We start from the raw sequence: 21,119 nt of genomic DNA on the forward strand, positions 1-21,119 counted from the left end.
CCTACGCCGCGTGCGCTGGGGGAGCCCGGGGCGCTCTCTGTCCGCCGGGTGACCGGGAGATGCACGTGCGGCCCCGCCCGAGCATCTCGGGCGGGACCGCACGGTCGTGCAGGAGGGAGCGCCGATCAGACCTCGCGGGTCTTCGGCGAGCTCTCGTCCGTCTTGCGCGGGTCCTTCTCGACGATGTCGCCGAGGGCGTCGTCGATGCGCGTGAGCAGCTCGGCGGGGATCTTCACGCCGGAGGCCTTCACGTTCTCGTGCACCTGCTCGGGACGCGACGCGCCGATGATCGCGGACGCCACGTTCTCGTTCTGCAGCACCCACGCGACGGCGAGCTGCGCGAGCGACAGGTCGAGCTCGTCGGCGACGGGCTGCAGCTCCTGCACGCGGGACAGCGTGTCGTCGTTCATGAACCGCTTGATCATGTTCGCGCCGCCCTTGTCGTCGGTCGCGCGGGATCCGGACGGCAGCTCCTGGCCGGGCTTGTACTTGCCCGTCAGCACGCCCTGCGCGATGGGGGACCACACGATCTGCGAGATCCCGAGCTCCGTCGAGGTCGGCACGACCTCCTCCTCGATGACGCGCCAGAGCGCCGAGTACTGCGGCTGGTTCGAGATCAGCTGGAAGCCCAGCTGCTGGGCGAGCGCGTGGCCGGCGCGCAGCTGCTCGCTCGTCCACTCGCTGACGCCGATGTAGAGCGCCTTGCCCTGGCGGACGACGTCGGCGAACGCCTGCATCGTCTCCTCGAGGGGCGTCTCGTAGTCGTAGCGGTGCGCCTGGTACAGGTCGATGTAGTCGGTCTGGAGGCGCGTGAGCGAGCCCTCGACGGAGTCCATGATGTGCTTCCGCGAGAGGCCGGTGTCGTTCTTGCCCTTGGGCCCGGTGGGGCCGAAGACCTTGGTGAAGATCTCGATCGAGGCACGTCGCTCGTCCTTGAGCGCCTCGCCGAGCACGGTCTCCGCCTTGGTGTTGGCGTAGACGTCCGCGGTGTCGAAGGTGGTGATCCCCGCCTCGAGCGCGGCCTTCACGCACGCGGTCGCGGTGTCGTTCTCGACCTGCGAGCCGTGGGTGAGCCAGTTGCCGTAGGTGATCTCGGAGATCTTGAAGCCGGAGTTGCCGAGGTATCTGAATTCCATGGTCCGACCGTACGCTCCGCGCCGCCGCGGCTCCGCGCGAAAGTGTGCGAGCGCGGACGCGACGACGCCCGCCCCCGGATCCGGGAGCGGGCGTCGTGGTCGTGCGGGTGGCGCTAGCGGCGCGGGGCGTCCGCGTCGACGCTGCGGCCGGAGCCGCGGGCCGCGTCGTCGTCCGCGTCGGCGGGGGCCTTCTCGCCCTCGACGGACGCGGCGGAGTCCGTGCCCTCGACCGCGGACGCGTCGCGCTTCGTCTTCGCGAGGCTCGCGACGGTCGCCACCGTGATGGTGAGCAGGATGAACGACAGCGAGAACCAGATCGGGATCTCGGGGGCCCACAGCATCGGCTCGCCGCCGTTGATGAACGGCACCTCGTTGACGTGCATGGCGTGCAACACGAGCTTCACGGCGATGAAGCCGAGGATCACCGCGAGGCCCTGCGAGAGGTACACGAGGCGCTCGAGAAGCCCGGAGATCAGGAAGTACAGCTGGCGGAGGCCGAGCAGCGCGAACGCGTTGGCGGTGAAGACGATGTACGCCTCCTGCGTCAGGCCGAAGATCGCGGGGATGGAGTCGAGCGCGAACAGCACGTCGGTGAGGCCGATGGCGAGCATCACCAGGAACATCGGGGTGAACAGCTTCTTGCCGTCGACGCGGGTCGTGAGCTTGTCGCCGTCGTAGTGGTCCGAGGTGGGGATGAAGCGGCGGAGCGTGCGGATGAGCTTCGAGTCCGACTCGTCCTCGTCGTGCGTCTCCTTCATCTGCTTGTAGGCCATGACGAGGAGCAGGGCGCCGAAGAGGTAGAAGACCCAGGAGAAGTTGTCGATGATCGCGGAGCCCATCGCGATGAAGATGCCGCGCATCACGAGCGCTATCGCGATGCCGACGAGCAGCACCTTCTGCTGGAAGGCCCGCGGCACGGCGAAGCTCGACATGATGATGAGGAAGACGAAGAGGTTGTCGACGCTCAGCGCCTTCTCCGTCACGTATCCGGCGAAGTACTCGCCGCCGAAGGTCCAGTTCGAGAAGACGCCGACGCCCACGCCGAAGACGAGCGCGATGACGATGTAGACGACCGACCAGGTCGCGGACTCCTTCAGCGTCGGCTCGTGCGCCTTCCGCACGTGCGCGAAGAAGTCGAAGACGAGCAGGCCGAGGACGGCCGCGATGGTCGCGGCCCAGAGCCAGAAGGGGACATCCATGTGGGGTTCTCCAGTACTCGGACCTCGATGGGTCCGGTGGGGTACTGAAGGTCTCCTCCACCCCGCGAGCTGCTGCTCGCGGAACCGGCCGTACGGGTCGGAGCGGTCCGACCGTATTGACGACACGACCGCCGGATGGGAGTACTCCCCTTCGAGAGGAGAGCCTATACGGCTGCATGGAGCGCTCCCGACCATGCGGGCGGATCCCCAGGCGGGGACCGGGGAGCGCTACTCGACGAAGAGGATCGCGATGCCCGCGACGGCCGCGGCCGCGCCGATGCCGATCAGCACGAGCCCGGTGATGCGGAGCGCGCGGCCGTCGAGCTCGGGCGCGTGGGTGCGCACCCGCCACGGGGAGCGGGGCGAGAACCAGACGCGCACATCGGATCCCGCCGGGAGGTCGCGCGTCTCCGGGGCGTCGGCCGACGCCTCGTGCACCTCGCCGTCGGCGTCGAACCAGCGGAGGACGCGGACGGGGCCGCCGGCGGAGCCCGCACCGGCGGGCACCTCCGCGACGAGTCCCTCGGTGGCGGTCCAGCGTCGGCCCAGCACGCGCACGGAGACGCCGGCGACGTAGAGCGCGATGCCCGGGATCAGCGCGATCCAGGTGAGGAACTCGATGATGAGCGACGCCGCGCCGAGACCGTCCATTCCGTGTGCCCCGCGTCCGCTCGTCGAGAGCCCGAACAGGGCCTAGAGGTCGATGCTATCGCCGGGCTCGAGCGCGTGGAACTCGCCGCCGCCCTGCTCGGTCGCCCACTGCAGGCGCCCGTTCGACATGGCCTTGCCCGCCGCCGACAGCACCATCTCGTGCGTGGGGAACGCGCGGCGCGGTCCCACGGCGAGGACGTAGTCGATGGACTCGCTGATCTTCATCCACGGGGCACCGGCGGGCGCGGCGAGGAGGTCGACGTCGACGCCCTCGGGGACGACGAACGAGTCGCCCGCGTAGTAGAGCGCGTCGTTGACGAGCACGCCGAGGTTGTCGACGACGGGGATCGACTCGTGGATGACGGCGTGCGCGCCGCCGAAGAAGCGCAGCGTGAAGGGCCCGACCTCGATCGTCTCGCCCGCGTGCACGACCGTCACGTCGAAGTCGGCGGCTGCGGCGGCGACGCCCTCGGGCGCGTAGATCGGGACGCCCTCGTTCTTGTCGAGGATCCGCCTCAGCTGCTCGGGGGTCCAGTGGTCGGGGTGCTCGTGCGTGATGACGATGGCGTCGGCGTTCATCGCCTCGGTGATGGGGGTGGTGAAGGAGCCCGGGTCGATGAAGAGCTTGCGGCCCGACATCTCCAGGACCAGGGCGGCGTGCTCGAGCTTCGTCAATCGCATGAGAGGAGCCAACACCGTCCGGGCGGCGTGGGCAAACCGGGCGCGCGGGGGCGCGGCCGGGCGGCGTCCGGGGGCGCGGGCGCGCGGTCGACGCGGGCGGATCCGACCCGGTCGGGCCTCGATTTGGTCGGGCTGTGCGCGCTGTGGCATACTCGACGAGTTGCAAAAACGGCCCCATCGTTTAGCGGCCTAGGACACCGCCCTCTCACGGCGGTAACACCGGTTCGAATCCGGTTGGGGTCACAGACGCAGTGCACGAAGAGCCCGGCACCTCCACACGGAGGTGCCGGGCTTCTTCTTTGCCCTCTCCCGCGCATCCGGCTCGGCGCGACCCCCGCGGCCTGTACCGTCGAGGGGTGAGTGTGCACCTGGTCGGAGGCGGCCTGTCGGATGACGACACCCCCCTCCTCGCGCGGTTCCTGTCCGAGGCGACGACGAGGGCGACCACGGCCGCCCGGCTGGAGCCGGCGCGCATCGCCGTGGTCCTCGTCCACGACGGCCTCGGCGCCGAGGAGTTCGACCGGTACGCGGCCGCGCTCCGTGCCGCGGGCGCGTGCGAGCCGGTCGCCGTCCTGGCGCCCGAGGGCGGGTCCATCGAGGTCGCCCAGCTGCAGGACGTGGACGGCATCGTCGTCGGCGGGGGCCTCACGCCCGCGTACCGCCAGGCGCTCGAGCCGGTCTTCGGCGAGATCCGCCGCCAGGTCACCGCCGGGGTCCCGTACCTCGGCTTCTCCGCGGGGGCCGCGGTCGCCGCCGAGACCGCCATCGTCGGCGGCTGGCGCATCGGCGACGTGGAGGTCGTGCAGGAGCCCGCGAGCGAGGACCTCGACGAGGTCACCATCGAGCAGGGCATCGGCCTCATCGACGTCGCGGTCGACGTGCACGCCGCCCAGTGGGGCACCCTCACGCGGCTCATCGCCGCCACCGAGGCGGGGCTCGTCGAGGGCGGCGTCGCCATCGACGAGGGCACCGTGCTCATCGTGGGCGAGGGCCAGCTGGTCGTCGAGGGGCGCGGCAGCGTCTGGTCCGTCATCGGCTCGGAGACCGGCGTGACCGTCAGCTCCGCCGGCGCGTCCTGATCCACCGCCCGTGGCGCTGACCCTGCCCGAGCTCGTCGAGCGCGGGCTCATGGACGCCGGCTGGGCCGAGGCGCTCGCGCCGGTCGCCGACGACATCGCGCGGATGGGGGAGTGGCTGCGCGCCGAGGTCGCCGCCGGCCGCCCCTACCTGCCCGCCGGCGACCGCGTGCTGCGCGCGTTCCAGCAGCCGCTCGCCGACGTGCGCGTGCTCATCGTCGGGCAGGACCCGTACCCCACGCCCGGACACCCCGTCGGCCTCTCGTTCTCGGTCGAGCCCGACGTGCGGCCGGTGCCGCGGAGCCTCGTGAACATCCACCGGGAGCTGCGGGACGACCTCGGGATCCCGACCCCCGAGCACGGCGACCTCACCGCGTGGACCCGCAGCGGCGTGCTGCTGCTCAACCGCGTGCTCACCGTGCGACCCGGCGCACCCGCCTCGCACCGCGGGAAGGGCTGGGAGGCCGTGACCGAGTGCGCCATCCGGGCGCTCGCCGCGCGGGGCGGCCCGCTCGTGGCGATCCTCTGGGGCAAGGACGCCGGATCCCTCGCGCCGCTGCTCGCCCCCGTGCCGTCGATCACCTCCGTGCACCCGAGCCCGCTCTCGGCGTCGCGCGGGTTCTTCGGCTCGAAGCCGTTCAGCCGGGCGGACGCGCTGCTCGCCGAGCAGGGCGCGGATCCCGTCGACTGGCGGCTCTGACCGCCCGTCGCGTCATCCGTCCGCGCGCGCGGCGCTCCCCGTAGGATCGCCGCATGCTCGAGGAGGAATACCAGACGAGGCGCCGCCTGCCCGCCCACCTCCGCAAGCCCGCGCCGCCGCTGCCCGTCTTCTCCTACGAGATCCGGCCCGCCGCAGCGTCCGACCTCCCGGACATCCGCGAGATCTACAACCACTACGTGATGAACAGCACCGTCACCTTCGACGAGACGCGCATGACGATCGCCCGCTGGCGGAGCCGCTTCGGGCAGCTGGAGCGGATGGGGATGCCGTTCCTCGTCGCGGTCTCCCCGTCGGGCCAGGTGCTCGGCTACGCGCTGGTCGAGCCGGTCGGCAACCGGCGCTCGTCGCGCACGACCGTGGAGGACTCGATCTACCTCGGTGCCGCATCCACGGGCAAGGGCCTCGGCCGGGCACTGCTGGAGGCGCTCGTCGAGGCGTGCCGTGCCGCGCGGATCCGCGAGGTGATCGCGGTCATCGCCGACCAGGGCGCCGACGCGTCCATCCGGCTGCACGCCTCCCTCGGCTTCACCGAGAGCGGGCGCATGGGCCGCGTGGGCTGGAAGTTCGGGCGCTGGCTCGGCACCGTCACCATGCAGCTCACGCTCAAGCCGGCGGAGTCCCCGGGGCTGTGGGCGCGGGCCATGCGGCGAGCGTCGCCTGGCGCTGCCGCTCCTCGTCCCACCACGCCCGCTCCCGCTCCCGCCGCTCCTCCTTCGCGGTGAGGGGGCGGGGCGCGACCGCCTCCACGCGGTGACGGCGCGCCCACCAGCCGGTGAGGAGCGCGGAGCCCAGGACGACGACCATCGGCAGGAGCATGAACGGGCCGCCGGATCCCGCGCTCCGGTCCATGGACTCGGACATCTGGCCGAGGAGCGCCGTGGGCAGGAACAGCAGGGTGTTGTTGAGCGCGTGGATGAGGACGGGCGCCTCGAGGCCGCCGGTCATGCGGGCCGAGATGGTCGCCGAGATGCCGAACACGAAGTAGTAGGCGATGAGCCAGGGGTCCTCGGCGAGGTGGGCGAGCGCGAAGAGGGAGCTGGAGACGAGCGCCCCGACCACGAGGGCGACCCGCGTGCTGCGGAACCAGGATCCGACGGACCGCTGCACGAGGCCGCGGAACCCGTACTCCTCGCCGGCGGACTGCAGCGGGGTCGTGAGCAGGATGATGACGAGGAACGCGATCACCTCCCCGTCGAGGCGGATGTCGCCCGTGGGGTCGAGCGCGAACGTCACGCCGATGTAGACGAGGAACACCGGCACCATCACGAGCGCGACGCGGCCGAGCCACCGCCAGCGGAACCGGCCGGCGATGGAGGACATCGCGCCCATGCGCACGCCGAAGAGCCAGCGCTGCAGGAGCATCGAGACGGGGATCAGGGCGGCGAGCGACAGGTTCGTCGCGAGGAGGATCACGGGCGTCATGGTCGCGAGGGAGGTCTCGTCCGACGGGTCGAGGCGGCCGGTGAGGAACTCGACGCCGAAGCCGACGATGCCGAAGACGAGCGACAGGACGAAGAACGCGACGACGCCGAGCACGAGCGCGAGGATCCCGCGCCAGGGGCCGCCGGTGTCGCGGAGGCCGTGGTGGTACGGGACGGGCGGGCGCTCGGGGAGCGGGGGGAGCTCGGGCGGGAGCGCGCCGGGCAGGCCCGTCGCGGCGGGAGCGGCGGGAGCGGCGGGGTCGACGGGCGGCGCGACGGGCGGCGCCACCGGCGTCCACGAGCTCGGGGCGGGATCGGGGACGGTCGGCTCCTGTGCGCTCATGCCGCCACGGTACGCGGGCCGGCTGCGACGCGGATCCCCCCGAGGGCGGAGGGCGCGCGGCGGAGGAGGGAGGCGGGGCGCCCGGGCGACGCCGCGCGTCCGCGTACGGTGGACGGGACGAGAGGCGCAGCCATGCAGCAGGACCAGCACGAGGACCAGGGGACCGACGAGGCCCGCGACGCCGACTTCGAGGAGAAGCGGCACGAGCAGCTGACGACGGCGCCCAAGGCGGTGGAGTCGGACGCGGCGCCGCGCGTGGACGTGACGGAGCAGGACGGCGGCGTGACGCGCATCGACGTCGCGGAGACCGCATCGGTGCGGCCGGGCAGGACGACGCCCGCGCGCGAGTCGTGAGCGGCACGGCCCCCGGCGTCGGGGCCGGGCCGCGCGACGTGCTCGTCCTCGGCGGCACCGCGTGGATCGGCCGGCTCGTCGCCGAGCGGCTGGTGGCGCGCGGTGACCGGGTGACGTGCCTGGCACGCGGCACCGGCGGATCCGCCCCCGCGGGCACCCGCTTGGTCGCGGCGGACCGCGACCGGCCGGACGCCTACGCCGAGGTGGCGGGCGCCGACCGGGACGAGGTCGTCGACCTCACCTCCTCCGCGGAGCACGCGCGCACGGCGGTCGCGGCGCTCGCGGACCGGGCGCGGCACTGGACGCTCGTCAGCACCGTGTCCGTGTACGCGTCCTTCGCGCGTGCGGGCGACGACGAGACCGCGGCGGTCGTGGATCCGGTCGACCTCGGGGAGTACGGGCAGGCCAAGGTCGCGGCCGAGCGTGCCGTGACCGCGGCGCTCGCCGGGCGGCGCATGATCGTGCGCCCCGGCCTCATGGCGGGGCCCGGCGACGACAGCGACCGGTTCGGCTACTGGCCGGCGCGGTTCGCCCTCGCGGGCGGCGGACCCGTGCTCGTGCCGGACGCGACCGGACGCCGTTCCCAGGTGATCGACGCCCGCGACCTCGCCGACCTCGTCGTGGAGGTCGGCGTCCGCGGGCTCGACGGCGTGGTCGACGCGGTGGGGGAGAGCCTTCCGCTCGCGGACGCGCTCGACCTCGCGGCGGAGGCGGCGGGATCCACCGGCGAGCGCGTGGTCGCGACCGACGCGCAGCTCGCGGACGCGGACGTGCGGCACTGGACCGGCCCGCGCTCGCTGCCGCTGTGGCTGCCGACGGAGGCGGCCGGGATGCTGGCCCGCAGCGACGCGGGCCTCCGCGCGCTCGGCGTCCGGCGTCGCCCGCTCGCCGAGACGATGCGCGACGTGCTCGCCGACGAGCGGGAGCGCGGGCTCGACCGGCCGCGTGCGTCCGGCCTCACGCGCGCCGAGGAGCTCGCGGTCGTCGCGTCCCTGCGCTGACGCCCGCCCCACGCACGAGCGCCGCGCACCCGTCCGGAGACGGGATGCGCGGCGCTGGTGTGAGGGGGGTGGATCAGCGGATGCCGGCCCGCAGCTCGGCGGCGGCCGCGGCCGGGTCGTCGGCCGAGTAGATCGCGCCGCCCGCGACGGCGACCACGGCGCCCGCATCCTGCACGTCGCCGATGGTGCCGGGCTTCACGCCGCCCGCGACGGAGAACGCGACGCCGGACGCCTTGCCGGCCTCGAGCAGGTCGCCGAACGTGTAGCCGTCCTCCGCCTGCTCGTCGAGGCCCGCGTGCATCTCCACGAACTCGGCACCGAGCTCGGTGACCTCCTTCGCGCGCTTCGCCTTGTCGGGGACGCCGATCAGGTCGACGACGACGCCCTTGCCGTGCTTCTTCGCGGCCTTGACGGCGCCCGCGATGGTGCTGTCACCCGCGACGCCGAGGACGGTGACGAGGTCGGCGCCCGCGGAGAACGCGATGTCGGCCTCGAGCTCGCCGGCGTCCATCGTCTTGAGGTCGGCGAAGACGATCTTGTCGGGGTGCGCCTCCTTGATCGCGGTGATCGCGGAGAGGCCCTCGGCCTTGATGAGCGGGGTGCCCAGCTCGATGATGTCGACGTGCGGCGCGGCCTTGCCGGCCAGCTCGAGCGCGTCCTTCGTCGTGAGCACGTCCATGGCTACCTGGAGCTTCATGCGGTTCCTCTTCCTGTCGTGATGCGTGGGGTGATGGGGATCGAGCGACCGACGGTCACTCGAGGTTCGCGTGGCGCGGCCACAGCTCGTCGGCCGAGAGGCCGGACGCCTGCCACAGCGCGTGGAACACGGCGTCGCCGACGAGCGCGACGGAGAGCTCGAAGAGCCCGCCCGCGTACTGCTCGGAGACCGTGCCCCCGTGGTCCTGCTTGGCGGCCGCGGGGATCAGCACGGTGACGTCCGCGAGGTCGGCGAGCGGCGAGCCGTCCGCCGTGGTGAGCGCGACGATCCGGGCGCCGACGTCGTGCGCGGTCCGCGCGGCGCTGACGATGCCGGCGGTGGTGCCGGATCCGCTCGCGACCAGGAGGACGTCGCCCTCCTCGATCGCGGGCGACGTGGCCTCGCCGACGACGTGCGCGTCGAGCCCCAGGTGCATGAACCGCATCGCGGTCATGCGGAGCGCGAGGCCGGAGCGGCCGGCGCCGAGCGCGAACACGCGACGGCCGTCGCCGATCACGCGGGCGGCCTCGTCGAGGCGCGCGGCGAGGTCCGGCTCGGCGAGCGCGCGGGCGACCCGGGCGTTCTCGTCGGAGATGAGCGTGATCGCGGCGGCGACGTCGACGGGGGCGTCGCCGGTCGGGCGGGGGTGCGTCGTGTTCGTCATCCCGTCCATCGTGGTCCTGCCCGCCTCCCCGCGTCGCCCACCCGACGGGTGGATCCGCCTACCCGTCGGAGCAGGTGCCGCGGCGCGTGACCGGTCGTCCGGGTGGGCGTACGGTGGCGGGATGCCGTCCCGGACCCACCCCGCCGATCCCGCCGCCCCGCCCGCCACCGACGCCGTCGCCCTGCTCGACGGCCTGTACGACGCGCTCGCCGCCCCGCTGCAGGAGGTGGCCGGCGCCCTGTCGGCGCTGCTGCAGCCCGTGGTCGCGCACCGCGCCCTCGTGGTCTTCACGGAGGACTGCACGGGCCGCCCGCGCAAGAAGGCGGGCGAGGCGGAGGTGGTGGAGAACGTGACCATCGCCGAGCTCGACCGGATCCTCGCGAGCCTCGGCGACGACGACCACGGCTCCGCGTGGGCCGTCGAGCACCCCGTCGGAGGCCGTCCGCGCACGGTGGCCGCCTGGCGCGCGGACACGGGCGCGCTCCTCGTCCTCGTGGATCCCGTCGCCGCGCGCGACGACGTGCCCGCCGCCCGGGAGCTGGTGCGCGCCATGTGGCGGAGCGTCGCCCACGGGATCCGGCAGCAGGTCGCGGCCGCGCCGCCCGCCTACCTCGCCGAGGCCCGGGCGGTCTCGTCGGAGCGGGCCCGGGTGGTCGCGGAGCTCGGCGACGCGCACGCCACCACGCTCGAGTCGCTCCTCGCGGTGCTGCGCTCCTCCCGCACGGGCGACGCGGCCGCCCGCCAGACCGCCGCCGACCTGGCCACGAACGCGATGGTGGAGCTGCGCGCCGCCAGCGACCGCGACCGCTCGCTCGGCGAGGAGCCCGTGGCGCGCGCCTTCGCCCGCCTCCGCGACGACCTCCGCCCGCTCGTCCGGTTCCGCGACCTCGACGTGCAGTTCGTCGAGCCGCCCGTGGACGGCCGCGCGCTCCCCGGCGAGGTCGCGCACGCGGGCCGGGCCATCGTGCGCGGCGCCGTGCTCGCGCTCGTGGAGGAGCCGGACGTCACGCGCGTGCGGATCCAGTGGGACTGCGACGGCAGCAACCTGCTCGTCGGGATCCGCGACGACGGCGCCGGCGCCACCACCGCCGACCTCGACGCGCTCCGCCGCCTCACCGACCGGGTCGCCGCGCTCGACGGCACGCTCGATGTCACGGCGACGCCCGGCTGGGGATCCGAGATCGCCGTGCGCCTGCCGCTCGACGCGCCCGCAGCCGGCCTCGACGCGGCGGGGGAGGCGGGCCTCAGCGCCCGCGAGCGGGAGGTGCTCGCGCTCGTGGCCGGCGGATCCCGCAACCGCGCCATCGCGACCTCCCTCGGGATCAGCGAGAACACGGTGAAGTTCCACGTCGCGAACCTGCTGCGGAAGATGGGCGCGTCGACCCGCGCGGAGCTCGCGGGACTCGTGCGGGGGTGAGGCGCGCGGGGGGCGCTCGGAGCGGATCCGGGCGTTAACCCCATGGAAACCTCAGATCCGTAAGGTATTGGACATCCCGCCCGCCCGAACGAGGACGTCCCCGCATGCGCTCTGCCCCCACCCGTCACCCGTCCGGAGCCGCGCGCTCCGGCGCCGTCCGCACGGGCGCCCTCGCCCTCGCGGCCGGGCTCTCCGCCACGGCGCTGCTCGGCCTCGGCGCCGCGCCCGCCTCGGCCGCCGAGGGGGACGTCGCCATCGACGTCTACTCGATCAACGACTTCCACGGCCGGCTCGAGACCACGTCGTCCACCGCGGGCGCCGCCGTCATCTCCGGCGCGTTCCAGCAGGCGAAGGCCCGGAACCCGAACAGCACGCTGATCTCCGCGGGCGACAACATCGGGGCCTCGACGTTCACGTCCCTGTCCCAGCAGGACGAGCCGACGCTCGACGCGCTCAACGCGATGGGCGTCTCCGTCTCCACCCTCGGGAACCACGAGTTCGACCAGGGCCGCGACGACGTCGACGGCCGCGTGACGGACCGCTCGGACTTCCCCTACATCTCGGCGAACCTCTACGAGAAGGGCACGACGGAGCACGCGTACGCCGCGTACGACGTGCAGGACATCGGCGGCGTGCGCGTCGCGTTCGTCGGCGCGACCACCGAGGCGCTGCCCGAGCTGGTGAGCCCCGCCGGGATCGCGACGCTCGACGTCGGCAGCGTCGTCGACGCCTCCACCGCGACCGCCCGCGCGCTCCGCGACGGCGACGATGCGAACGGCGAGGCCGACGTGGTCGTCCTCGTCGTGCACGAGGGCGCGTCCACGTCCGACGAGTCCTCGCTCACCGACGACTCGGTCTTCGGCCGGATCGTCACGGGCGTGCAGCAGGACGTCGACGCCGTGATCTCGGGCCACACCCACCTCGGCTACGACTACGAGCTGCCCGTCGCGGGTCGTGCCCTGCCGCTGCCCGTGCTGCAGACCGGCAGCTACGGCACGAACCTCGGGCACCTGTCGCTGACGGTCGATCCCGCCAGCAAGGCGCTCACCTCCATCTCCTCCGAGCTCGTGCCGCTGCTCACCGCCGAGGGCGAGCCGGCGTTCCCGGCGGACCCCGCCGTGCAGCGCATCGTGGACGCCGCGGTCGCGAAGGCCGAGGTGATCGGCGGCCGCACGGTCGGCGAGATCACGGGCGACCTCACGCGCGCCCGCCAGTCGGACGGCTCCGAGAACCGCGGCGGCGAGTCCACGCTCGGCAACCTCGTCGCCGACGCGCAGCTCTGGGCCACGCAGGCCGACCTCGGCACCGAGATCGCCTTCATGAACCCGGGCGGCATCCGCCAGGACCTGGACGTCGCGTCCTCCGGCGCGGGCGACGCGGAGGGCGAGGTGACCTACAAGGAGGCCGCCATCGTGCAGCCGTTCGCCAACACGCTCACGACCGCGAAGATCACCGGCGCGGGCGTCAAGGCCGTGCTCGAGCAGCAGTGGCAGCCCGAGGGCTCGTCGCGTCCGTTCCTGAAGCTCGGGCTCTCGCGCGACCTCACCTACACGTACGACCCGACGGCCGCGCGCGGCGAGCGGATCACGGGCGTGTTCTTCCGGGGCGAGCCGGTGGATCCCGCGCGCACCTTCACGATGGTCGCGAACAGCTTCCTCGCCGCTGGCGGCGACAACTTCACCGAGCTCGCGAACGCGACCGAGCAGAGCGACTCGGGCCGCGTCGACCTCACCGCGTTCGTCGACTACGTGTCCGAGTACACGCCCGTCGAGCCCGACTCGGCGACGCGCTCCATCGGCGTCGTCGACACGACGGGCGCGGCTCCCCGCGCCGGCCAGGAGCGCTCCTACGAGCTGTCGTCGCTCCTCGTCTCGAACGCGCCCGTGCAGGACACCGAGGTCGTGACGCTCGTCGACGGCGAGGAGGTCGCGCGCACGCCGATCGACGCCGCGGTCGTCGACACGACCGACGAGCAGGGCCGCGCGAGCGTCCGGTTCACCGTCCCGGCCGACCTGGCCGCCGGATCGCACCAGCTCGCGTTCCTGCTGCCGAGCACGGGTGCGTCGGTGCTCTACGCGCTCGACACCGCGGCGGGATCCCTCGTGCCGTCGGGCACGGGCGTCGTGCCCGCGCCGAGCACCGAGCCGACCCTCGCGGCGACCGGATCCGAGGCGGCCCCCGTGCTCGGCACCTCGCTCGCGGCGCTGGCCCTCGGCCTGGCGCTCGTCGCGTTCCGCCGCCGGGCGGCGGCCGCGCGCCGCTGACGGTCGCGGATCCCCAGGACGGGGCGGGTGCCGGGGCGACCGGCGCCCGCCCCGTCCGCGCGTCCGCCCAGGCCTACGCTGGGACGGTGTTCGAACTCCACCACCTCAGCGCCCAGGATCAGTGGGATCAGCTCCAGCGCGGCGAGGTCACCCCGACCGAGCTGGTCACGCACTACCTCGAGCGCATCGAGCGGCTGGATCCGCAGCTGGGCGCCTTCACGACCGTCACCGCCGACCTGGCCCTCGAGCGCGCCCGGCACGTCGAGCGCGAGGTGCCCCGGACCGCGCCGCTCTGGGGCCTGCCGTTCGGCGACAAGGACCTCTCCGAGCGCGCCGGCGTCCGCACCACGTTCGGCTCGCGCCTCTTCCGCGACCACGTCTCCGAGCGGACCGACCCGATCCCGCAGGCGCTCGACGACGCGGGCGGCATCAGCCTCGGCAAGACCAGCGCGCCCGAGTTCGGCCTGCCCTCGTACACCGAGAGCCTCGTCGCCCCGCCCGCGCGCACGCCCTGGGACACGACGCGCGGCGCCGGCGGATCCAGCGGGGGAGCGGCCGTCGCCGTCGCGGCGGGCCTCCTGCCCTTCGCGCCCGGATCCGACGGCGGCGGCTCGGTCCGCATCCCCGCGGCGGCCACGGGCCTCGTCGGCCTCAAGCCGTCGCGCGGCCTCGTGCCCGCGGGATCCGGCCAGGAGTCGCTCGCGGGCCTCGTCGTCCCCGGCCCGATCGCCCGCAGCGTCGCGGACGCGGCCATGCTGCTCGACGCGATGATCGGCCGCGTCAACGGCCGCATCCCGCACCCCTTCACCCTGCGTGCGCCCGAGGACCGCGACGGCGACCTGCTGGGCGCGGCCGTCCGCGGCGAGGGCCGCTTCCAGATCGGCGTGATGACCACCACGCCCTGGGACGACGCCTACGAGATCCGGCTCGACCCCTCCGCCTCGGACGCGCTGGCCGTCGCCGTGCGCGAGCTCGCCGCCGTCGGCCACGGCCTCGAGGACGTGGCGCTCCGGCCGGATCCGACCTACGCGCCCGCGTTCCGCACCATCTGGCAGGCGGGCGCCGCGGGGATCCCCGCCGAGGGTGACCAGCTCGACCTCCTGGAGCCGCTCACGCGCTGGCTCGTCGAGCGGGGGCGCGAGCTGAGCGCACGCGACCTCGCCCGCGCGCTCGCGCAGCTGACGGCCTACGAGCGGAGCGTCATCGCGCAGTTCGCCCACGTGGACGCCGTGCTCACGCCGGCGCTCGCGCTCGAGCCGCGGCCGATCGGCTGGTACGACGCGGAGGACGGCGAGCAGAACTTCGCGCAGCAGGTGCAGTACACGCCGTACACGTCGTTCGCGAACGTCACCGGCCTGCCCGCCATCACGCTGCCGGTGCACCTCACCGACGACGGGCTGCCCATGGGCGTCCAGCTGATCGGCCGGCCGGGCGGGGAGGCGACCCTCCTCGCGATCGGGCGGCAGCTCGAACGGCGCCTGCACTGGCAGCGCCGGCACCCGCCGCAGTGGTGACGCCCGGCGGACCGCCCGCCACGACTCGCGTCAGACGAGCCCGCCGACGCCCTTGACGATCGCGGTCACCGCGCCCGCGAACGAGATCACCAGGACCGCGCTGCGCGCACCCCGGGTCGGGATCCTCGGCGCCAGCAGCGTCCCCGCGCCGACGCCCGCGACGAGCGTCACCACGATGCCGACCCAGGACGCCGCACCGAGGTCGGGCCACCGGTCGGGCGCGAGCACGAGCTTGGTGATCAGCGACACCGCGCCCGTGGTGAGGAAGAACGGCTGCAGCGTGGCGGCGAACGGGCGCTGCTCCCATCGGCTCACGACCGCGTAGACGCTCACGCTCGGCCCGCCGATCCCCGCGGCCGCGTTCATCACGCCCGCCGAGAAGCCGAACCCCGCCATGACGCCCGGCCCGTCGATCACCCGGGTCGTCCGCCGCAGCGCCAGCGAGGTCGTGAGCGCCGCGACCAGCAGCAGCCCGATCCCGATCTCGAGCGCCGGCTCCGGCAGCAGGTAGGCGAGGAGCGCCCCCGGCACGATGCCCACCACCGCGGGCCCCGCGAGCAGCAGGTAGCGCCGCCACTCCACGTCCCGCCGGACGGCCGAGAGCACGAGCGACGCGGAGAGGACGCTGCAGAGGTTCACGATCATCACGCCGTCGAACGGCCCGAGGAGGATCACGAGGACGGGCGCCACCACGAGCGCGAACCCGAGGCCCGTGACGCGCTGCGCCACCGCCCCCACGAAGACGGCGACGAGGACGGGGGCGATCACCCTGACATCCTCCCGTGGATCGGCGTCCCGATCCGCCGCCCGACCTCGACCGCTGAGGTAAGGCATGCCATACTTAGGCTGTGCTTACCTCCACCGCGACCCTCGCCAGCAGCACCGCCGCCGTGGAGCCCGTGGTGGAGCAGCAACCCGCGGTCGAGGTCGTCGCGGAGGCCGAGCGCCCCGCGTACCGGCCGTTCGCCGCCCGGGTCGCGCGCACCGAGCGCATCAGCCCCACGTTCCTCCGGATCACGTTCCAGAGCGACGACCTGCGCGACTTCGGCGACGAGTGCCTCGACCAGCGGATCAAGCTGCTGCTGCCCGTCGCCGAGCACGGCCTGCCCGACCTCACCGGAGTCGGCGGCGACGACTGGTTCGCCTGGTGGCGCGCTCTGCCCGACGCCGAGCGCAACCCGCTCCGCACCTACACGTCCCGCGCGGTCCGCCGCGACCTCGGCGAGGTCGACGTCGACTTCGCGCTGCACGGCGACATGGGCCCCGCGTCCCGCTGGGCCGGCGCGGCCCAGGTCGGCGACCCCATGGTCCTCATCGGCCCCGACGCCCTGAGCCCCGCGCGCGGCCTCGGCATCGAGTGGCACCCGGGCCAGGCGCGCTCGCTGCTCCTCGCGGGTGACGAGACGGCCGCCCCCGCCATCTGCAACATCCTGTCCTCCCTGCCGGACGACGCCGTCGGGTGCGCCTTCATCGAGGTGCCCGTCACGGGCGACCGCCTCGAGGTGCGCGTGCCGAAGGGCGTGCACCTCACCTGGCTGCCGCGCGACGGCCGCCCGAACGGATCCCGCCTCGAGGAGGCCGTGCGCCACTGGGTCGACTGCCACGTGAAGGTCGGCGCGATCGCCGCCCCCGAGGTCGCGCTCGCCGACGAGGCGCAGCCGCTCGCGGACGACGACGCCGAGGCCATCGTCTGGGACGCGCCCGTCGTCCACGAGGGCTCGACGCTCTACGCGTGGCTCGCGGGGGAGTCGGGCTGCATCAAGGCCATGCGCCGGTTCCTCGTGCGCGAGACCGGGATCGACCGCCGCCAGGTCGCCTTCATGGGCTACTGGCGTCGCGGCGCGGCCGAGGGATCCTGACGATGGCCGGGGCCACCCGCTCGCGCACCGCGAAGGGCACGAAGCGCCAGGTGCTGCTCGTCACCGACGAGACCGGCCTCGCCGAGACGCAGGCCGCGCTCGCGGTGCTGCCCATGTGCACGCGCGGCAGCGTCTTCGTCGAGGTGCCGGACGCGTCCGTCGAGGTCGCGCTCATTCACCCGCCGCGCATGGTCGTCACCGTGATCGTCCGCGCAGGACGCGGCGTCGACGGCGAGCCCGCCGCGCCCATGACCGCCGTCGCGCGCGCGGTCGGCGCCTGGGCCAGCGAGATGATGGTCTTCACCGCGCCGATCTCCGACGAGCACCCCGTCACCGAGGTCAGCGTGCTGCTCGGCGGCCAGGTCGGCGGCCACGACGACCTGCTGCACCTGCTCGCGACGCGCTGACGCTCCACGCGCCCGGTCGTCCGCGACGGCTCAGGCGCGGGCGGATCCGTCGATCCCGGCCGCGAGCTCCAGCGCCGCCCACAGGTCGCGGCCGAGCTGCCGGTCGGCCGCCTGCGCGGTCGTCCTCCCGTCGGGCGTGAGCTGGTCGAAGTAGGTGCCGTTCGGCGCGCCGATGTCGGGCACCGAGGCGAGCTGCACGAGCGGCACCGCGCCCGCCTCCGCGGAGATCCCGTAGGCGCCCATCGAGAGCGCGAGCAGGGCCTTCATCACCGTGCTGTCGGATCCGAACGACGTGCGCACGAGACCCGGGTGGAACGAGACGGCCTCGATGCCGCGGGGGCCGACGCGCTCGGCGAGGGTCCGCATCATCAGGATCATCATCGCCTTCGACGTGCCGTACGCCTGCCAGCCGCCGAGCCAGGGGCGCTTCCGCCAGTCGAGGTCGTCGAGGCGCACGCGGCCCCAGAGGTTCGCGCGGCTCGCCGTGCCGATGACGCGCACCGGGCTCTCGTCGGCGCGGAGCGCGTGCTGCGTCTCCTCCAGGCGGGGGAGCAGCAGGCGCGTGAGGAGGAACGGCGCGAGCACGTTGCGCTGGAAGGTCGTCTCGTGGCCGTCGACCGTCGTGGCGCGGCGCGGCACGAGGCTGCCGGCGTTGAGGGCGAGCACGTGGATCCGCGGGCACGTCGCGAGGAGCGTCGCCGCCAGCTGCCGCACCTCGTCGAGCCGGTCCATGTCGGCGAGCGCGTGCCGGGCGCCCAGCTCGGCGGCGATGCCGCGGGTGCGCTCCGGGTCGCGGCCGACCACGACCACGTCGGCCCCGCGCTCGTGCAGCTCGCGCGCGGCGATGCGGCCGATGCCCGAGCTCGCGCCGGTGACGACGACGGTGCGGCCGTCGAGCGGGCCGGTCACCGGTAGCCGCCCTTCTCGAGTCCGGCCTCGATCTCGAAGCGGTTGCGGAACGGATCCCGCCCGGCCCACGCGTAGAGCAGCGGCATGAGCAGGCCGTAGCGCCGCCACTGGACGACGTGCACGGCCTCGTGCTCGAGCACGGCGGGCCCGGCGTTGTCGCGCGTGAGGTACACGCGGCCGACGCACGTCCCGCCGCGGCCGAAGACCCACGACGGCAGGCCGGTGAGGACGATGAGGTCGCCGTGACGGCGCACCTCTCCCGTGCTCAGCGGCAGGCCGATCCCGAGCGCGACGGCGGTGGCGAGGCCGCTGCCGGCGCGCGACACGGGGGAGTCGAGGAGGACGCCGCGGACGGCGCCCGCGACGGCGCCGAGCCCCGCGCGGATCACGCGGTCGGCCGCCCGTACGTCTCGAGCAGGCGCAGCCACACCTCGCTGATGGTGGGGTACGACGGCACGGCGTGCCAGAGGCGCGTGAGCGGCACCTCGCCGACGACCGCGATGGTGGCGGAGTGCAGGAGCTCGGCGACGTCCGGGCCGACGAAGGTCACGCCGACGATCACGCCGCGGTCCTCGTCCACCACCATGCGCGCCTGGCCGGCGTAGCCGTCGGCGTGGAGGCTCGACCCCGCGACGGAGCCGAGGTCGTAGTCGACGACGCGCGTGCGGATCCCGGCATCGTCCGCCGCCTTCGCGGTGAGGCCGACGCTCGCGACCTCCGGGTCGGTGAAGGTGACCTGCGGGACGGCGCGGTGGTCGGCGGTGGCGACGTGGACGCCCCAGGGGGAGTCGTCGACGGTGCCGCCGTTCGCGCGGGCGACGATGACCTCGCCCGCGGCGCGCGCCTGGTACTTGCCCTGGTGGGTGAGGAGCGCGCGGTGGTTGACGTCGCCGACGGCGTAGAGCCACGGCGTCTCGGCGTTGACCTCGCCCGTGACGAGCAGGGTGTCGTCCACGTCGAGGTAGGCGCCCGGCTCGAGGCCGACCGTGTCGAGGCCCAGGTCGTCCGTGCGCGGGGTGCGGCCGGTGGCGACGAGGACCTCGGCGGCCGTGACGGAGGATCCGTCGGACAGCTCCACGGTGACCTCGTCGCCGTCGCGGGTGACGCGGGAGGGCGAGGCGCCGAGGCGCACGTCGACGCCCATGCCGCGCAGGCTGTCGGCGACGAGCTCGCCCGCGAAGGGCTCCTGCCCGCCGAGCAGGCCGCTGCGCGCGACGAGCGTGACGGTGCTGCCGAGGGAGGCGAAGGCGGTGGCCATCTCGGCCGCGACGACGCCGCCGCCGATGACGACGAGCGCGTCCGGCACGACCTCGACGCTGGTGGCCTCGCGGCTCGTCCAGGGCTGCGCCTCGGCGAGGCCGGGGATGTCGGGGAGGAGGGCTGCGGTGCCGGTGGAGACGGCCACGGCGTGCGTCGCCTCGTGCTCGACGACGGATCCGTCGGGCGCGGTGACCGTGACGCGGCGCGGCCCCGAGATGCGGCCGTGGCCGCGCGCGAGGTCGATGCCGATGCCCTCGAGCCAGCTCACCTGCCCCTGGTCGTCCCAGGAGCTCGTGAACGAGTCGCGGCGCTTCAGCACCGCGGCCACGTCGAGGTCGCCCGTCACGGCCTCCTTCGCGCCGGCGACGGCACGCGCCGCGCGGAGGGCGCTGCCGGAGCGGAGGAGCGCCTTGCTGGGCATGCACGCCCAGTAGGAGCACTCACCGCCCACGAGCTCGGACTCGACGACGAGCACGGAGAGCCCGCCCTGCTTCGCGCGGTCGGCGACGTTCTCGCCGACGGGGCCGGCACCGATGACGATGAGGTCGTAGGAGGTCATGGTCCCGACCCTACGCCCGGCTCCCGACCCTACGCCCGGCTCCCGACCCTACGCCCGGCTCCCGGCACGATCGCCGGGCGGCTTCGGTTGACGGATCAGCGACCGACGAACTCGGCGGGGCGGCGCTCGGCGGCGGCGCGCATGCCGCGCGCGGCGTCCTCGGATCCGGCGAGGCGCACGAGCTCCGCGGGCAGCTGGGCCGCCGCCGCGTCGTGGCCGTCGCGTCGGGCGGTGCGGGCGTTCCGCAGGGTCGCCTGCACCGCGAGCGGGGCCTGCGCGGCGATGCGCTCGGCGATCCCGATGGCGGCGTCCAGCTGCTCGCCGTCGGGCACCACGAGCTGCACGATCCGCATGCGCCGGGCCTCCTCGGCGTCGAACAGGTCGCCGGTGAGCATCCAGCGCATGGCGTCGCCCCAGCCGGCGACCTCGGGGAAGCGGAGCGTCGCGCCGCCGAAGGGGAGGATCCCGCGCGCCACCTCCACCTGCCCGAACCGCGTGCCGGCCGCCGCCACCACGACGTCGCTCGCGAGGGCCAGCTCGATCCCGAGGGTGAGGCACGTGCCCTGCACCGCCAGCACGACGGGCTTGCCGACCCCGGGGCCGCCGACCTGCCACGGGTCGACGCCGTCGTCCGGCACCGTGTCGAGGCCGCCCCCGGGCCCGCGGCCGATGTGCGGGGCCACGTCCGCGAGGTCGAGGCCGCCCGTGAAGTGGTCGCCCGTCGCATGGACGACGCCCACCCGGAGCTCCGGGTCGCGCGCGAGCAGGCCGTAGGCGCTGGCCAGCTCCCGGAGCATCCGCATGTCGGCGGCGTTGCGCTTGGCGGGCCGGTCGAGGCCGATCAGCAGCAGGTGGCCGCGGCGCTCGACGCGCACGCGGGGCGCGTCGTCCGCCGGGGCGGCGTGCTCGGGGGTGGGTGCGGTGCGGGCGTCGTCGCTCACGGCGGTCTCCTTCGATCGTCCGTCCCAGCCTCCCAGGGCCGGACG

General features: G+C 74.3%; 22 protein-coding genes and 1 tRNA gene. 11 read left to right on the forward strand and 12 right to left on the reverse strand.

All coding sequences use genetic code 11. The annotated features are described in order from the left end of the window. Nucleotides 1-125: 125 nt before the first annotated feature. The 4 genes from AES38_RS05135 to AES38_RS05150 form a co-directional block, all read right to left on the reverse strand. Nucleotides 126-1,136 carry an aldo/keto reductase family protein gene (locus tag AES38_RS05135; RefSeq protein WP_053774066.1) on the reverse strand — a complete coding sequence of 337 codons (1,011 nt, stop codon included), beginning with the start codon at nucleotides 1,134-1,136 and terminating at the stop codon, nucleotides 126-128. Nucleotides 1,137-1,249: 113 nt separating this feature from the next. After that, complete coding sequence (locus AES38_RS05140; protein WP_053774067.1) at nucleotides 1,250-2,335, reverse strand: TerC family protein; 1,086 nt, start codon at nucleotides 2,333-2,335, stop codon at nucleotides 1,250-1,252. A 228-nt stretch (nucleotides 2,336-2,563) separates the two neighbouring features. Continuing rightward, nucleotides 2,564-2,986, reverse strand: coding sequence for a DUF3592 domain-containing protein (locus AES38_RS05145; protein WP_053774068.1), 423 nt, complete (start codon nucleotides 2,984-2,986; stop codon nucleotides 2,564-2,566). Between the two features lie 42 nt (nucleotides 2,987-3,028). Next, nucleotides 3,029-3,667: an MBL fold metallo-hydrolase gene (locus AES38_RS05150; protein WP_053774069.1), complete on the reverse strand. Its 639-nt coding sequence runs from the start codon at nucleotides 3,665-3,667 to the stop codon at nucleotides 3,029-3,031. A gap of 170 nt (nucleotides 3,668-3,837) precedes the next feature. Between AES38_RS05150 and AES38_RS05155 the strand changes: the two genes are divergently transcribed. From AES38_RS05155 to AES38_RS05170, 4 genes are all read left to right on the forward strand, one after another. Then, nucleotides 3,838-3,910, forward strand: a tRNA-Glu gene (locus AES38_RS05155). A gap of 113 nt (nucleotides 3,911-4,023) precedes the next feature. Then, a complete protein-coding gene (locus tag AES38_RS05160; protein WP_053774070.1) occupies nucleotides 4,024-4,746 on the forward strand; it encodes a Type 1 glutamine amidotransferase-like domain-containing protein in 723 nt (240 codons plus the stop codon). Between the two features lie 10 nt (nucleotides 4,747-4,756). Beyond that, nucleotides 4,757-5,443 carry a uracil-DNA glycosylase gene (locus AES38_RS05165; RefSeq protein ID WP_053774071.1) on the forward strand — a complete coding sequence of 229 codons (687 nt, stop codon included), beginning with the start codon at nucleotides 4,757-4,759 and terminating at the stop codon, nucleotides 5,441-5,443. Between the two features lie 53 nt (nucleotides 5,444-5,496). Then, a complete protein-coding gene (locus AES38_RS05170) occupies nucleotides 5,497-6,186 on the forward strand; it encodes a GNAT family N-acetyltransferase (RefSeq protein WP_053774072.1) in 690 nt (229 codons plus the stop codon). Here the strand turns inward: AES38_RS05170 and AES38_RS16475 are convergent. Further along, nucleotides 6,068-7,228 (reverse strand): CPBP family intramembrane glutamic endopeptidase, encoded by a 1,161-nt coding sequence (locus AES38_RS16475; protein ID WP_072174615.1) that lies wholly within the window; start codon nucleotides 7,226-7,228, stop codon nucleotides 6,068-6,070. The genes AES38_RS05170 and AES38_RS16475 overlap by 119 nt on opposite strands. 132 nt (nucleotides 7,229-7,360) lie before the next feature. Between AES38_RS16475 and AES38_RS05175 the strand changes: the two genes are divergently transcribed. Continuing rightward, nucleotides 7,361-7,582, forward strand: coding sequence for a hypothetical protein (locus AES38_RS05175; RefSeq protein WP_053774073.1), 222 nt, complete (start codon nucleotides 7,361-7,363; stop codon nucleotides 7,580-7,582). Next, nucleotides 7,579-8,583, forward strand: coding sequence for an NAD-dependent epimerase/dehydratase family protein (locus AES38_RS05180; RefSeq protein ID WP_053774074.1), 1,005 nt, complete (start codon nucleotides 7,579-7,581; stop codon nucleotides 8,581-8,583). Before AES38_RS05175 ends, AES38_RS05180 begins: the two co-directional genes overlap by 4 nt. Before the next feature lie 73 nt (nucleotides 8,584-8,656). On the opposite strand, the gene hxlA is transcribed toward AES38_RS05180, so the two are convergent. Both hxlA and hxlB read right to left on the reverse strand, forming a co-directional pair. Beyond that, nucleotides 8,657-9,280, reverse strand: a complete 624-nt coding sequence (hxlA, locus tag AES38_RS05185; RefSeq protein WP_043670635.1) for a 3-hexulose-6-phosphate synthase — start codon at nucleotides 9,278-9,280, stop codon at nucleotides 8,657-8,659. A 55-nt stretch (nucleotides 9,281-9,335) separates the two neighbouring features. After that, nucleotides 9,336-9,944 (reverse strand): 6-phospho-3-hexuloisomerase, encoded by a 609-nt coding sequence (gene hxlB / locus AES38_RS05190; protein ID WP_053775674.1) that lies wholly within the window; start codon nucleotides 9,942-9,944, stop codon nucleotides 9,336-9,338. A 121-nt stretch (nucleotides 9,945-10,065) separates the two neighbouring features. Between hxlB and AES38_RS16245 the strand changes: the two genes are divergently transcribed. The 3 genes from AES38_RS16245 (at nucleotide 10,066) to AES38_RS05205 (ending at nucleotide 15,139) form a co-directional block, all read left to right on the forward strand. Further along, the gene (locus tag AES38_RS16245) at nucleotides 10,066-11,361 is read left to right on the forward strand and encodes a LuxR C-terminal-related transcriptional regulator (protein ID WP_053774075.1); all 1,296 of its coding nucleotides are present in this window, start codon (nucleotides 10,066-10,068) and stop codon (nucleotides 11,359-11,361) included. A gap of 104 nt (nucleotides 11,362-11,465) precedes the next feature. After that, nucleotides 11,466-13,625, forward strand: coding sequence for a bifunctional metallophosphatase/5'-nucleotidase (locus AES38_RS05200; protein WP_053774076.1), 2,160 nt, complete (start codon nucleotides 11,466-11,468; stop codon nucleotides 13,623-13,625). Nucleotides 13,626-13,711: 86 nt separating this feature from the next. After that, the gene (locus AES38_RS05205) at nucleotides 13,712-15,139 is read left to right on the forward strand and encodes an amidase (protein WP_053774077.1); all 1,428 of its coding nucleotides are present in this window, start codon (nucleotides 13,712-13,714) and stop codon (nucleotides 15,137-15,139) included. Nucleotides 15,140-15,169: 30 nt separating this feature from the next. Here the strand turns inward: AES38_RS05205 and AES38_RS05210 are convergent, their stop codons facing one another. Further along, on the reverse strand, nucleotides 15,170-15,907 hold the full coding sequence (locus AES38_RS05210) for a sulfite exporter TauE/SafE family protein (RefSeq protein ID WP_053774078.1): 738 nt from the start codon (nucleotides 15,905-15,907) through the stop codon (nucleotides 15,170-15,172). Between the two features lie 80 nt (nucleotides 15,908-15,987). On the opposite strand from AES38_RS05210, the gene AES38_RS05215 reads away from it, so the two are divergent. After that, nucleotides 15,988-16,998 carry a siderophore-interacting protein gene (locus AES38_RS05215; protein ID WP_244629239.1) on the forward strand — a complete coding sequence of 337 codons (1,011 nt, stop codon included), beginning with the start codon at nucleotides 15,988-15,990 and terminating at the stop codon, nucleotides 16,996-16,998. A 2-nt stretch (nucleotides 16,999-17,000) separates the two neighbouring features. Then, on the forward strand, nucleotides 17,001-17,405 hold the full coding sequence (locus AES38_RS05220) for an SIP domain-containing protein (protein ID WP_053774079.1): 405 nt from the start codon (nucleotides 17,001-17,003) through the stop codon (nucleotides 17,403-17,405). A gap of 30 nt (nucleotides 17,406-17,435) precedes the next feature. Here AES38_RS05220 and AES38_RS05225 read toward each other — a convergent pair whose 3' ends face one another. The 4 genes from AES38_RS05225 to AES38_RS05240 all read right to left on the reverse strand — a co-directional run bounded on the left by AES38_RS05225 (nucleotide 17,436) and on the right by AES38_RS05240 (nucleotide 21,074). Beyond that, on the reverse strand, nucleotides 17,436-18,314 hold the full coding sequence (locus AES38_RS05225; RefSeq protein WP_053774080.1) for an SDR family NAD(P)-dependent oxidoreductase: 879 nt from the start codon (nucleotides 18,312-18,314) through the stop codon (nucleotides 17,436-17,438). Continuing rightward, on the reverse strand, nucleotides 18,311-18,703 hold the full coding sequence (locus AES38_RS05230; RefSeq protein ID WP_053774081.1) for a Fe-S oxidoreductase: 393 nt from the start codon (nucleotides 18,701-18,703) through the stop codon (nucleotides 18,311-18,313). The genes AES38_RS05225 and AES38_RS05230 overlap by 4 nt, the downstream gene beginning before the upstream one ends. Further along, nucleotides 18,700-20,133: a dihydrolipoyl dehydrogenase family protein gene (locus tag AES38_RS05235; RefSeq protein WP_053774082.1), complete on the reverse strand. Its 1,434-nt coding sequence runs from the start codon at nucleotides 20,131-20,133 to the stop codon at nucleotides 18,700-18,702. The genes AES38_RS05230 and AES38_RS05235 overlap by 4 nt, the downstream gene beginning before the upstream one ends. Nucleotides 20,134-20,228: 95 nt before the next feature. Next, nucleotides 20,229-21,074, reverse strand: a complete 846-nt coding sequence (locus tag AES38_RS05240) for a crotonase/enoyl-CoA hydratase family protein (RefSeq protein WP_174775885.1) — start codon at nucleotides 21,072-21,074, stop codon at nucleotides 20,229-20,231. Nucleotides 21,075-21,119 lie beyond the last annotated feature (45 nt).

This window comes from Clavibacter capsici (assembly GCF_001280205.1).
GTDB classification, from domain to species: Bacteria; Actinomycetota; Actinomycetes; order Actinomycetales; family Microbacteriaceae; genus Clavibacter; species Clavibacter capsici.